Annotated in this window: 10 protein-coding genes and 1 pseudogene; 8 read left to right on the forward strand and 3 right to left on the reverse strand. The window is 36.6% G+C overall.

All coding sequences use genetic code 11. From position 1 onward, the window contains the following. The first annotated feature begins 12 nt into the window (after positions 1-12). Positions 13-600 (forward strand): 3-isopropylmalate dehydratase small subunit, encoded by a 588-nt coding sequence (gene leuD / locus HR057_RS07275; protein WP_173730778.1) that lies wholly within the window; start codon positions 13-15, stop codon positions 598-600. Between the two features lie 226 nt (positions 601-826). Here the strand turns inward: leuD and HR057_RS07280 are convergent, their stop codons facing one another. Continuing rightward, positions 827-1,039, reverse strand: coding sequence for a DUF6366 family protein (locus tag HR057_RS07280; RefSeq protein WP_173730779.1), 213 nt, complete (start codon positions 1,037-1,039; stop codon positions 827-829). A 142-nt stretch (positions 1,040-1,181) separates the two neighbouring features. Then, positions 1,182-2,025: pseudogene (locus HR057_RS07285) on the reverse strand (IS1595 family transposase); the annotation flags it as partial. Positions 2,026-2,273: 248 nt separating this feature from the next. On the opposite strand from HR057_RS07285, the gene HR057_RS07290 reads away from it, so the two are divergent. The 6 genes from HR057_RS07290 (at position 2,274) to yihA (ending at position 11,389) form a co-directional block, all read left to right on the forward strand. Beyond that, positions 2,274-3,308, forward strand: coding sequence for a tetratricopeptide repeat protein (locus HR057_RS07290; RefSeq protein WP_173730780.1), 1,035 nt, complete (start codon positions 2,274-2,276; stop codon positions 3,306-3,308). 192 nt (positions 3,309-3,500) lie between these two features. Then, positions 3,501-4,787 carry a trigger factor gene (gene tig, locus HR057_RS07295; RefSeq protein WP_173730781.1) on the forward strand — a complete coding sequence of 429 codons (1,287 nt, stop codon included), beginning with the start codon at positions 3,501-3,503 and terminating at the stop codon, positions 4,785-4,787. Positions 4,788-5,110: 323 nt separating this feature from the next. Next, positions 5,111-6,391, forward strand: coding sequence for an ATP-dependent protease ATP-binding subunit ClpX (clpX, locus tag HR057_RS07300; protein ID WP_173730782.1), 1,281 nt, complete (start codon positions 5,111-5,113; stop codon positions 6,389-6,391). A gap of 136 nt (positions 6,392-6,527) precedes the next feature. After that, on the forward strand, positions 6,528-8,222 hold the full coding sequence (lonB, locus tag HR057_RS07305) for an ATP-dependent protease LonB (protein ID WP_173730783.1): 1,695 nt from the start codon (positions 6,528-6,530) through the stop codon (positions 8,220-8,222). 237 nt (positions 8,223-8,459) lie between these two features. After that, complete coding sequence (lon, locus tag HR057_RS07310) at positions 8,460-10,784, forward strand: endopeptidase La (protein ID WP_173730784.1); 2,325 nt, start codon at positions 8,460-8,462, stop codon at positions 10,782-10,784. After that, a complete protein-coding gene (gene yihA / locus HR057_RS07315) occupies positions 10,781-11,389 on the forward strand; it encodes a ribosome biogenesis GTP-binding protein YihA/YsxC (RefSeq protein ID WP_173730785.1) in 609 nt (202 codons plus the stop codon). Before lon ends, yihA begins: the two co-directional genes overlap by 4 nt. Positions 11,390-11,731: 342 nt before the next feature. On the opposite strand, the gene HR057_RS07320 is transcribed toward yihA, so the two are convergent. Then, positions 11,732-12,211, reverse strand: a complete 480-nt coding sequence (locus tag HR057_RS07320) for a LiaI-LiaF-like domain-containing protein (protein ID WP_173730786.1) — start codon at positions 12,209-12,211, stop codon at positions 11,732-11,734. Positions 12,212-12,454: 243 nt separating this feature from the next. Between HR057_RS07320 and hemA the strand changes: the two genes are divergently transcribed. Beyond that, complete coding sequence (gene hemA, locus HR057_RS07325) at positions 12,455-13,816, forward strand: glutamyl-tRNA reductase (RefSeq protein ID WP_173730787.1); 1,362 nt, start codon at positions 12,455-12,457, stop codon at positions 13,814-13,816. Positions 13,817-13,850 lie beyond the last annotated feature (34 nt).

Below are 13,850 nucleotides of genomic sequence, written 5' to 3' on the forward strand. Positions count from 1 at the left end.
GGGAACGAAATAATGGAACCAATTGTAATTCATACAGGAAAAGTAGCAGGCCTTGATCGTGTCAATGTCGACACAGACCAAATTATCCCGAAACAATTTTTAAAACGGATTGAAAGAACAGGATTTGGAAAGTTTTTATTTTTTGATTGGCGTTATAACGATGATGGTACTGAAAATGAAAATTTTGAATTGAACCGTCCGGAAAATAAAGGAGCAACGATCTTAGTTACCGGTCATAACTTTGGCTGCGGTTCTTCACGGGAACATGCTCCATGGGCGTTAAACGATTTTGGATTCCAAGTTATTATTGCTCCGTCTTTTGCTGATATTTTTTATAATAACTGCTTAAAAAATGGAATGCTTCCAATTCGTTTAGATGAAGCAATTGTAAAAGAATTGTTAGAAAAATCGAAAGATGCTAATTTTGAGTTGACGATCGACCTTAAAAATCAAGTTGTAATTGATGGGGACAACAAATATTCATTTGATATTGACCCTTACTGGAAAGAGCTTTTATTAAACGGTTGGGATGAAATCGATGTAACACTTCAGTATGCTGATCAAATCGCAGCTTATGAAGAAAAGAGAAAGTTAGGTTAATTTTTTGAGGGCTATTCAGTAAGTCGTATACTCGGCTTCTGAATATGCCTTTTTTTGTGAAGGCTCTGTTAAATTTAAATGTTGCTTTTTACAGTTCCATCAATTATTTCAGCTAATTGTCTAAAATACGTTATCAAAAATATTTACAAGAAAAGGCACGAAACGCTGGATAAATCAACGTTCCTGCCTTTTTAAACTGCTCCCAAACTTACATTTTGGAACGTTTTTAGAATAACTTATAAATAATATATACAATAAAAATCAAAAGAACGATTAGAATTAATACTCCGATTTCTTTGACGCTCATTCCAGTAGTATTAGGCATATCTGCTAGTGTAAGAGTAAGATGGTCATTGAAATTTCCAGCAGGATTCTTTTTTTGTTCTTCCTGATGTAAACGCTCTCTTTCCTGTTCTGGTGTTTCTTCTTTTGTAGTCATCTAAACACCTCCTATATTAGTATTTCTAGAAGAGGTTCATAGATTCCTTTAATGATTCCCAAAGGTGATGTTTGGTAAATTTATTTCACCTAACACCGTAAGTCCTCGTAGTCGGGTGAAAGTCCTATTAGTCAAACGAGCATTACAGTTTGAATTTCGATAAAGGTAAACTTTGATAGGTTTCTGACATTTCAAAAATAAAGGATGTCAGAAGAAACTCATTAATATTGTGTGTTGTGCTTTCGTTACTGACTATCTACAAACAAGAACCAAGCAAGGTAATTATCAAGGTATTTAGATGCTACACCATTAAATCGACTTATCCATTATTTTAAACGGGAATTGTAATCCATTCACATTTTGGATTTGAAATAAACCTCTGATAACGGTCTTTTTACCGTCAGATTTAATGCGGTAATGTTCTATGCCTTTTCCAATTGCATATGTTTTATAAATTTTCCAAGAGTTTGTTACCAGTACATTATTTGGTGTAAGTTTTGAACCAATCATATCGTCAACTTTACTCTTTAAAACACGTCCCATACAGGCTACCTCAGAGACCGTTGCTTAAGTTCGGTCTCTAGCAAATAAAACGCAGACTTGTTCCTTACTAATATCCCTTTTAAAGTTGATTTACCGCCTCGCTTACGTGGATTATGTTCGCTATTACCCAGTTGCCCTTTTTGGGAATACAAAAAATAAGTCTCGTCCACTAAAACAATACCATCAAAGTGTTCAAAATCTATTTGTTTAATAGCTGATAATAACTTATGTCTCCAATAAAATAATGTAACCCAAGTAACGCCCACAATTTCGGCTGATTTACGCAAGGAATATCCTTTAAGCATCCATTCAACAAAAGTTATCTATTCATTCCCTTTACGAGTTCGATAAAGAATTGTATTTGTAGTATTCATAAATGTTTTTCGCCAAGCCTTGCAGCGATGACGTTGACGACCATTCACTTTACCGAAGAGATTGACATGGCTTGGCAAGAATAGGTTTTTTATTTTATGAACTCTTTTGTTCCTTATTCCTTTACTACATTTATTTTTTGCCAAGTTTGACAAACAAAAGAAAGAATTAAAAATTCCACCCTCTGTTTAAAACTTTCATACCCCTTTCCAACAAGCCTTCAAATAGTCTACGCACAATTAACTCGCAAGAATATTTGTAATTCCCGGAAGAACTTGATAAACTAGGTTAAAAAATACCCAGCATCGGGGCGAGTTTTATGGACAAAAAGAACAAAAGTAAAAAGAATGCGGGAAAAATTATTCCTTTTCCCAATTTAGAAGAACGACTATTAACGAAAGGGATGGATGCATTAAAGGAGAGACGCTTTAAAGAAGCGTTGCAAATTTTTAAGCAATGCAGTTCTCTACAACCGAATCATCCTGAAATTGAAGTTGGCATTGTTGTATGTCTAATAGAATTAGGTTTATACGAAGATGCAAAAGAGCAGTGTGAACGTTTATTGCGCGAAAATGTGGGCGACTACTTTTACGTATTGCAAATATATATGACAATATTAATTCAGCTCAGTGAGTATGATAAAGTCGTTTCAATATTAGAAGTGTTGTTTGAAGAAGAAAAAATCCCTGAAGAGCATGCACGGGGACTGTTTCATTTATTAGAGTTTTCAAGAAAGTCAAGCGATCGTGCTGCAGAACAAAAAAAATCCCAAGTTCTGTCTGATCTAGACCAATTGTCCGAACGGTTGAACAATGGTACAGCTAATGAGCAGTTATATGTAATTCAACAGTTGCGAAAAGTAGGGTCAATTGGTCATTGGCTCGACCCTCTGAAAAAAATTTTGGCAAATCATCATTCGCATCCAGCCATACAATCTTTAATCTTGCAATTATTGAGCGAAAAAGAAATTGAAGAACCAATTGTAATTGCAAAATTTGGGCGTATATGCGAAGTAAATCCCATTACGTTAACGAATATTTTTGAAGATCCGTTTACGATTCAAGTTTTAAACAGATTAGAAGATCATCTCGGCCATGTGAATCCGACTCTTTATGAAGCAATAAAGGAATTGTGGGAGCTGTTTTTGTTTGTTTTATACCCATTTCCTCCAGAACCTGCAAATATATCGCTATGGGCGGGAGCTCTTCATAAATATGGTTACCAATTATTCGGGATTGATGTTACCAATAATGAAATTCAAGAACTGTATAATGTAAAAACAGATATGTTGGAAGAAGCTTACGGGCAGCTTTTGGAAGCTGAAAAAATTTCGACGATGAATTTAAATGAATAGCAAAAAAATGTTCCAAAAAAAAGAATTGCCACAATTATTGTAAGTTATATATTCTATGTTATAATGAAATGGTTGTAATAGTGTCTTTTACATAATGGACCTTGATGGGAGCTATTCATTGACGTGTCAACCATCACCGAAAGAAGAATCTACAAATAAAGTGAATTAATATATGTGGAGGGAAATAGAAGTATGTCTGCAAAATGGGAAAAATTAGAAAATAATCAAGGGGTCTTAACTGTTGAAGTAGATGTCGAAACAGTAGACAAAGCTTTAGATGCTGCTTTTAAAAAAGTAGTTAATAAAGTTTCAGTGCCAGGATTTCGTAAAGGAAAAGTTCCTCGCAAGCTATTCGAACAACGTTTTGGTGTAGAAGCATTATACCAAGATGCTTTAGATGTAATGCTTCCAGATGCTTATAGCAAAGCTGTTGAAGAAACTGGTATTGAGCCGGTTGATTACCCTGAAATTGACATTAAGCAAATGGAAAAAGGAAAATCAATGATTTTTACTGCAACTGTAACAGTAAAGCCTGAAGTACAACTTGGCGAATATAAAGGTATTGAAGTAAAAGAACAAGATACGACTGTTACCGACGAAGATGTTGAAGAAGAATTAAAAAGATTACAAGAAAGAAATGCAGAATTAGTTGTAAAAGAAGATGGTGTCGTTGAAAATGGAGACACTGTTGTGATCGATTTTAAAGGTTTCGTTGATGGCGAAGCTTTTGAAGGCGGAGAAGCACAAAATTACAGCTTGGTAATTGGTTCAGGTACATTTATCCCAGGATTTGAAGATCAATTAGTTGGCGTGAAAGCCGGTGAAGAAAAAGAAATTCAAGTTACATTCCCAGAGGAATATCATGCACCTGAGTTAGCAGGAAAACCAGCTGTTTTCCAAGTAAAAGTTCATGAAATTAAATATAAACAACTTCCAGAACTTGATGACGAGTTTGCAAAAGATGTCGACGATGAAGTTGAAACTTTAGATGCATTAAAAGAGAAACTTCGTGAAAAAATTAAAAATGAAAAAGAACATCAAGCGATGCATGCAAAAGAAGATGCTGTTATTGAAAAAGCCGTAGAAAATGCAACAGTTGACATTCCACAAGTGATGATTAAAAATGAAGTAAATCGCATGTTGAAGGAATTCGAGCAACGTCTTCAATGGCAAGGAATGAATTTGGAATTATATTACAAATTCACAGGTCAAGACGAAGAAGCTCTTCGTGAACAAATGCAAGAAGAAGCTGAAAAACGTGTAAAAACAACACTCGTATTAGAAGCAATCGTTGCAGCAGAAAATATTGATGTAACAGAAGAAGAGCTTAATGCTGAATACGAAAAAATTGCAGAAGCTTATAAAACATCTGTAGAAAATGTTAAGGAAGTTTACGAAAAGAACGATCTTTTCCGTGATGATTTGAAACTTAAAAAAGCGGTTAATTTCCTAGTTGAAAATAGCAAAGTAATTTCATAATATATAGGAAAGTATTAAAACAAGGCGCGATTTTATCGTGCCTTGTTTTACAATATTTTAATATTTATCACTGACATAGTAATGGGTCTAAAAATTGGATATAATAATATTGAAAGCAAAGGAGGAGTGATGGAAAAACTTGTAGTTCAGAAAATGAAATGCGGTACATATATATAGGAGAAACGATACATAATTTTCGTAAGGTTTATTATTAACAGTTTTCCATGAACATATGTTAAAATCTCAATACATAAAGATGAAAAATGTCCGAAATTAATACAAGCGCAGATGGAGCTTTATGAAATATATCTAGGGGTGAGTATATGTTTAAATTTAATGATGAAAAAGGACAGTTAAAATGTTCGTTCTGTGGTAAAACACAGGATCAAGTCCGAAAGTTGGTAGCTGGTCCTGGTGTTTATATATGTGATGAGTGCATTGAACTTTGTACAGAAATTGTAGAAGAAGAGCTTGGTACAGAGGAAGAAGTTGAGTTTAAAGATGTTCCAAAGCCAAAAGAAATTTGTGAAATTCTAAATGATTATGTCATTGGACAAGAGGAAGCGAAAAAAGCGTTATCAGTGGCGGTCTACAATCACTACAAGCGCATCAATACCCATAGCAAAATTGATGACGTTGAGCTTTCCAAAAGTAATATCGTGTTGATTGGACCGACAGGAAGCGGGAAAACACTTCTTGCACAAACAATGGCAAGAATTTTAAACGTACCATTTGCCATTGCAGATGCAACTTCATTAACTGAAGCAGGTTATGTTGGTGAGGATGTAGAAAATATTTTGCTTAAATTAATTCAAGCAGCTGACTATGATGTTGAAAAAGCTGAAAAAGGCATCATTTATATTGATGAAATTGATAAAATTGCCCGTAAATCAGAAAATCCATCAATCACCCGTGATGTATCAGGGGAAGGTGTACAACAAGCACTGTTAAAAATATTAGAAGGAACAGTGGCAAGCGTACCGCCACAAGGTGGACGTAAACATCCGCACCAGGAATTCATCCAAATTGATACAACGAATATTTTATTTATATGCGGTGGTGCGTTTGATGGTATTGAACAAATCATTAAAAGACGTTTAGGGAAAAAAGTGATAGGTTTTGGCACGGACTTTACAAAAGAAGAGTTGCCGGAAAAAAATCTACTTTCAAAAGTTTTACCGGAAGACTTGCTCCGTTTTGGATTAATTCCAGAATTTATTGGGCGCTTGCCTGTAATTGCCACATTAGAGCAATTGGATGAAGATGCGCTTGTTGAAATTTTAACAAAACCTAAAAACGCATTAGTTAAGCAATATCAAAAAATGTTAGAATTAGATAATGTGGAACTTGAATTTGAAGAAGAAGCTTTAAAAGAAATTGCTAAGCAAGCAATTGAACGTAAAACAGGAGCACGCGGGCTTCGTTCTATTATTGAAGGAATTATGTTGGACGTTATGTACGATCTTCCTTCAAGGGATGATATTGCGAAGTGTACAATTACTGCGGCAACTGTTCGAAAAGAAGAAGGAGCTAAACTTCATTTGAAAAACGGAAAAGTCGTTGAATTTTCAGCATTGAAAGAAACGCCACGGGAAAGTGCATAAAACTAAAAATAAAAAGATGTACAAAAGGATTGCCTTCATAAAGGCAATCTTTTTTGTTTATTGGACCGACTGCACGGGGAATACTAGCAATAAAGTATCGAAATACATATTTTTAGTGCAGGAGGTAAAAGAAGCTATGGATTGGACATCAATTGCCTTGTTCGTACAACTTTTTTTCGGAATTGTGATCGGCTTATATTTTTGGAATTTGCTGCGGAATCAACGAACTCAGAAAATATCAATAGATAGAGAATCGCGAAAAGAAATGGATGAATTACAAAAACTACGTGCGATTTCATTAACGGAACCACTCGCAGAAAAGGTACGGCCGACTTCTTTTAATGATGTCATCGGTCAAGAAGATGGAATTAGAGCCTTACGGGCGGCGATTTGTGGTCCAAATCCACAGCATGTGATCATTTATGGACCGCCAGGCGTTGGAAAAACAGCAGCGGCAAGACTAGTGTTAGAGGAAGCAAAAAAACAGAAACATACACCATTTAGACAAGATGCGGTTTTTATTGAATTGGATGCTACAACAGCTCGTTTTGATGAAAGAGGAATTGCTGATCCACTCATTGGTTCGGTTCATGATCCGATCTACCAAGGAGCGGGAGCAATGGGACAGGCTGGAATTCCTCAGCCAAAACAAGGGGCTGTTACAAACGCCCATGGGGGGATATTGTTTATTGATGAGATAGGGGAGCTGCATCCAATTCAAATGAACAAGCTGTTAAAGGTGCTTGAAGACCGGAAAGTGTTTTTTGAGAGCGCCTATTATAATTCGGAAAATCCGCAAATTCCTGCCCATATTCATGATATTTTTCAAAATGGGCTTCCAGCTGATTTTCGTTTAATTGGTGCAACGACAAGGATGCCGGAAGAAATTCCTCCAGCCATTCGTTCGCGTTGTTTGGAAGTGTTCTTTCGCGAGTTAGATCCTGAAGAAATTGCGATTGTCGCCCGAAATGCTGCTAAGAAAATTCGTTTAGAAGTTTCAGAAAGAGCGATCGATATAGTGGCGAAGTATGCAAAAAATGGACGGGAAGCTGTTAATTTAATGCAAATTGCTGCCGGTCTTGCAATTTCGGAAAATAAAAAAGAAATTACAGAAAGGGAAATTGAATGGGTCATCCATTCAAGTCAGCTATCACCGAGATATGAAAAGAAAATTCATGACGCGCCAAAGGTTGGTTTAGTAAATGGTCTTGCTGTTTTTGGACCGAATCTAGGTGCTTTGCTTGAAATCGAAGTTTCAGTCATGCCGGCACAAGAAAAGGGTACGATTAATATTACCGGCATTGTTGAAGAAGAAAGCATTGGTGGTCAAGGAAAATCAATTAGACGCAAGAGTATGGCGAAAGGTTCAATTGAGAATGTTATAACAATTTTACGTTCGATGGGAGTAAAAGCAGCTGATTACGATATTCATGTCAATTTTCCAGGTGGAGCTCCTGTTGATGGCCCTTCGGCAGGTGTAGCAATGGCAACAGCTATTTTTTCAGCGATTCATAAACTACCGGTTGATAATAAAGTTGCATTTACTGGAGAAATTAGCATTCATGGTAATGTGAAGCCGGTTGGAGGGGTTGTTGCCAAAGTAAGGGCAGCCAAAAAAGCAGGAGTTGAAAAAGTCTTCATTCCAAAAGAAAATTATCAATCAATTCTTGAAGAAATTGAAGGTATTCAAATTGTACCTGTTACTCATATCAATGAAGTATTTGCGGAAGTCTTTCCTAATTTATTTAAAAATGAAAATGATGAAAACCGCTTTAATGAAGCGATCCCTGCTTCAACAAGTGAAATTAGTCCACCTCCATCAATGATTTAATTGAATTGTTTTTTAAGGCTAAAGTAATAAAATTTGTTTCCAATACTGACCATCCATAATAAAATGAAATTGAAGGCCGTGACATTTTGTCTACGGCCGTCCATTATTTTATAATTGATTTACAATGTTCACCTTTTTCTTTATTTCATCATATATCAATAGACAATTATGTTTTAAATAAGATAGAATTGTACAAAGACTGTATAGTGCAAGTTTCACATGTTGGAGGTAAAGAAAATGACAAATAATAAAGAAATGACCGTTCCCCTCCTACCGTTGCGTGGTCTTCTCGTTTATCCAACAATGGTTCTTCATTTAGATGTTGGGCGAGAAAAATCGGTACATGCACTTGAAAAGGCTATGGTGGATGATCATTATATATGTCTTGCCACTCAAAAGGAAGTAGGAATTAATGATCCTTCTGAAGAAGATATTTTTGAAGTTGGGACTCTTTCGAAAGTAAAACAAATGTTAAAGCTTCCGAACGGGACGATCCGTGTACTTGTTGAAGGAATTAGTAGAGCAAAAATCCTTCAATATATGGAAAATGAAGAAACATTTTTAGTAAGAATTGAAATAAAGGAAGACAAAGAGGAAGCAAATACTGAAGAAAGAGCATTAATGCGGATGTTATTAAACCACTTTGAACAATACATAAAATTATCAAAGAAAATTACAGCGGAAACATTTGCATCCGTGACCGATATCGAAAATCCAGGAAGACTAGCTGATATCATTGCTTCACACCTTTCTTTAAAAATAAAAGAGAAACAAGAAATATTAGAAACGTTCGATGTGAAAGAGCGTCTTGAGAAGATGATCCAGTTTATTAATAATGAAAAAGAAATTTTGAATCTTGAAAAGAAAATCGGCCAGCGGGTGAAACGCTCCATCGAACGGACGCAAAAAGAATTTTATCTTCGTGAACAAATGAAAGCCATTCAAAAAGAATTAGGCGAAAAAGAAGGAAAATTCGGGGAAGTCGAAACTTTTAAAGAAAAAATTGAAAAAGCTAACATGCCGGAGCGGGTCAAAGAAACTGCATTAAAAGAAGTGGACCGTTACGAAAAAGTACCGGCAACATCAGCGGAAAGTTCTGTCATCCGCAATTATATTGATTGGCTCTTATCTTTACCATGGCATGAAGAAACAACAGATAATCTAGATATTAAAAACGCTCAGAAAGTATTAGATGCTGACCATTACGGTTTGGAAAAAGTGAAAGAGCGTGTGTTGGAATACTTGGCTGTCCAAAAGTTGACCAAATCATTGAAAGGTCCAATTCTTTGTTTAGTGGGGCCTCCTGGCGTCGGAAAAACTTCGTTGGCACGCTCAATTTCGAAAGCACTTGGCCGCAATTTTGTACGCATATCGCTTGGTGGTGTACGGGATGAAGCGGAAATTCGCGGTCATCGCCGTACGTATGTAGGTGCGATGCCAGGGCGTATTATTCAAGGAATGAAAAAAGCAGGCACAATCAATCCGGTATTTTTGCTTGATGAAATTGATAAAATGTCGAGCGACTTCCGGGGCGATCCTTCAGCAGCGCTGCTTGAAGTACTTGATCCAGAGCAAAATTCAACATTTAGCGACCATTATATTGAAGAAACTTATGATCTTTCAAAAGTTATGTTTATTGCGACAGCCAACAGTATTGCAACGATACCTGGGCCGCTTTTAGACCGGATGGAAGTTATTTCAATTCCAGGTTATACTGAGGTTGAAAAACTTCATATTGCAAAAGATCATTTATTGCCGAAACAATTGAAGGCACACGGTTTGGAAAAAGGAAGGCTGCAAATTCGCGATGAAGCATTATTGAAGCTAATTCGTACTTATACTCGTGAAGCTGGCGTCCGCGGCTTGGAGCGTCAAATTTCCAACCTTTGCAGAAAAGCAGCCAAGTTAATTGTGATGGAGGACCGGAAGAGAATCATTATCACTGAAAAAAGTTTGGAAGAGTTTCTTGGCAAACCGAAATTCCGTTACGGTCAAGCGGAATTACAAGATCAAATTGGAGCTGCCACAGGCCTTGCTTATACAACAGCAGGTGGCGACACTCTTTCTATAGAAGTTTCAGTTGTTCCAGGTAAAGGGAAATTAACGCTTACTGGAAAACTTGGAGAAGTTATGAAAGAATCTGCTCAAGCTGCATTTAGCTACATCCGTTCAAGAGCAGCTGAATTAAACATCGATTCGGAATTTCATGAGAAAAACGATATTCATATTCATGTTCCAGAAGGAGCGATTCCAAAAGACGGACCGTCAGCCGGGATTACAATGGCAACAGCACTTGTTTCAGCATTAACTGGGCGGGCTGTCCGTAAAGAAGTCGGTATGACGGGTGAAATTACTTTGCGCGGACGGGTGTTGCCGATTGGTGGTTTAAAAGAAAAATCGCTTGCGGCCCATCGTGCTGGTTTAAAAATCGTCATCATACCGAAAGAAAATGAAAAAGACTTAGAGGATATTCCGGAAAGCGTTAGAAATGATCTTACATTTATACCCGTGGAGCATTTAGACGAAGTGTTAAAACATGCTTTAACAGGAGAGGAAAAATGAAAATAACAAAAGCAGAGATTGTTGTCAGTGCTGTCAAGCCTGAACAATATCCGAACGATCAATTGCCGCACTTTGCTTTGGCAGGTCGTTCGAATGTTGGAAAATCATCTTTTATAAATAAAATGTTAAACCGCAAAAACTTGGCAAGAACATCATCAAAACCGGGAAAAACGCAAACGTTGAATTTTTTTAACATCAATGACCAATTTTATTTTGTGGATGTGCCGGGCTATGGATTTGCGAAAGTTTCAAAAAAAGAACGAGAAGCTTGGGGAAAAATGATTGAAACTTATTTAACGACAAGTAAAAATCTTCGAGCTGTCATTGAAATCGTTGATATCCGCCATCAGCCAACGGAAGATGATAAATTAATGTACAACTTTTGTAAACACTATGAAATCCCGGTCATTATTATCGCAACGAAAGCAGATAAAATCCCTAGAGGGAAATGGGATAAACATGTGAAAATTATAAAAGATTCGTTGCAACTAGACCCAAACGACCCACTGATTATCTTTTCTTCCGAGACTGGTAGAGGAAAAGATGATGCATGGGCAGCTATTCAACAGTATATGTATTCTGATGCTACCGATGTTGTCAAATAAGGATTTTTAAAAGCAGGTGATGGAAAGTGAAAATTTCCGTCATCTGCTTTTTTCATGAGATTTAAAGTAATGTCACAACCATTTTGGCGGCTAAAGTAGGAATGAGAAGGAACTATTTGTTTAAAGACAAATTAGAATTCGCAAAATCATACACGGGGCAGTTGAGTGAATCGACTTTGATCCGTTGGAAATTTCGGTTCGAATAAATGGGAGATTTAATCGTTGAATTGGAAGGTTGAAAAGTTAAGTTTTGGGATTTGGTGGGTTGGGGGAGGCAAATCGTAGTGGAGGAAGATGGAATTAGAAAAACTTTTCAGTCCTAAAGATTCGCCAAATCAAGACTTATTTTTTAAACAAAATATAAACCCCAACAACTATTAATAAAATTGGCCAAAAGTTTCCGATGAAACCAATTGCCTCACGGAAATAACTGATCCATCCGAACATACTGTCATAAAATAATCCAATAATTGAAATAAGGAGTAATAAGATGCCGGAACCAAATCCCTTTTTCATTTTGTAATGATGTACAAAATAAGCTATGCTAATAATAAGAGTATAAATTGCCCAATGGTCTGGCCAAAATTGAAAGAGTGCTTGTCCGTGAAAATGGATTCCTAGCCCTGTCAAAATAACCCCTGGAAAAATGCTTTGTTTATCTGGTGAGAAAATAGATTGAAAGATAAAAGCAATGCCAAGAAGTATTAAAAATGTTGGCCATGTTAAAACCGTATCCAAAAATGGGAAGTTTAATTTTTTTAATAAAAAATAGCCCCCTAAACCAATGAGGAAAATACCTAGAAAAAAACTTTGCTTCTTCATGTACACAGCCTCTCCCCTTGATTATCCACATTTATATTTGTTAAGATGTTTTTTAGATAGACAATCTTAGTTGGCAGTAATTTTATACGGCCAACAGGTTCATCATACCATACGTTTTTCAAATACTGTTCAAATTTTTATCGAAAAAAAAGAAATATTTATGTTATCATAAAGGTATTGAAATTTTTTCGACATGAAATAACAGTGGTGTCGATTGATTAATTTTGACGGGGTGGAAATGTAATGCACGTTCTTAAAGTAGGCTTAAATTATAAAACGGCCCCAGTGGAAGTCAGAGAAAAATTAACATTTGATGCAGGGATGCTAGAAGAAGCGCACAAACAGCTTCGCCAGCAAAAAAGCGTCCTTGAAAATGTTATTATCTCAACGTGCAATCGTACGGAAATATATGCGGTCGTTGAGCAAATTCATACCGGCCGTTATTATATTATGGCATTTTTAGCAAAATGGTTTAATTGCGAGATAGAGGAATTTGCTCCATATGTCACGATTGTTGAAGATGAAGAAGCAATCGAACATTTGTTTCGCGTGACCTGTGGATTAGATTCAATGGTATTAGGAGAAACGCAAATACTTGGACAAGTACGGGATAGCTTCCTTCTTGCCCAATCAGCGAAAACAACAGGCACCATTTTCAACGAATTGTTCAAACAAGCAATTACATTAGCTAAAAAAGCGCATCATGAAACAGAAATCGGAGAAAACGCCGTTTCTGTCAGCTATGCTGCTGTAGAGCTGGCGAAAAAGATTTTCGGGACGCTCGAAAACAAGCGTGTTGTAATTGTTGGAGCCGGTAAAATGGGCGAATTAGCTGCCAAAAACTTGCACGGTTCTGGAGCTGTTCATATTACCGTTATTAATCGAACATATGAAAAAGCGGTTGAATTAGCGAACCGTTTTAAAGGTCAAGCATTCTCCATGGATCAGTTAAGCCAAGCATTAATAGATGCTGATATATTAATAAGCTCTACTGGTTCAAAAGGCTATGTCATCACAAAACAAATGATGGCTAGTGTCGAAAAACAGCGCAAAGGCCGCCCATTGTTTATGGTCGATATAGCAGTCCCTAGAGATTTAGATCCAAAGCTTGATGAGCTTGATAGCGTATTTTTATATGATATAGATGATTTGCAAGGTGTTGTTGATGCGAACCTTGCGGAACGTAAAAAAGCAGCGCTCAAAATTGAGCAAATGATTGAAGTGCAAATGGCTGAATTTCAGGTCTGGCTTGCGACATTAGGTGTTGTGCCGATTATTTCAGCGCTTCGCAAACGTGCCCTTGCCATTCAAGCCGAGACAATGAATAGCATCGAAAGAAAAATGCCGAATTTAACAGATCGGGAAAAAAGATTACTAAATAAACATACAAAGAGTATTATTAATCAGCTATTGCGTGAACCAATTAATATTGCTAAGGAAATAGCAGTAGAACCAAATGCAGAAGAGTCATTGAAGCTGTTTATGAGAATCTTTGGTATTGAGGAAGACGTTGAAGCAGAACGAAAAGCGGAACGGGAGCTTGAAAAAGCAACCGTGCCCATCGAACAAGAAAAACAATGGGCTTACTCCATAAAAAATGTCTAAGAAATTGAAAAGAGTAATCCTAGAGAGGATTTAA

This window comes from Calidifontibacillus erzurumensis (assembly GCF_013303125.1).
Lineage (GTDB): Bacteria > Bacillota > Bacilli > Bacillales > Bacillaceae_J > Calidifontibacillus > Calidifontibacillus erzurumensis.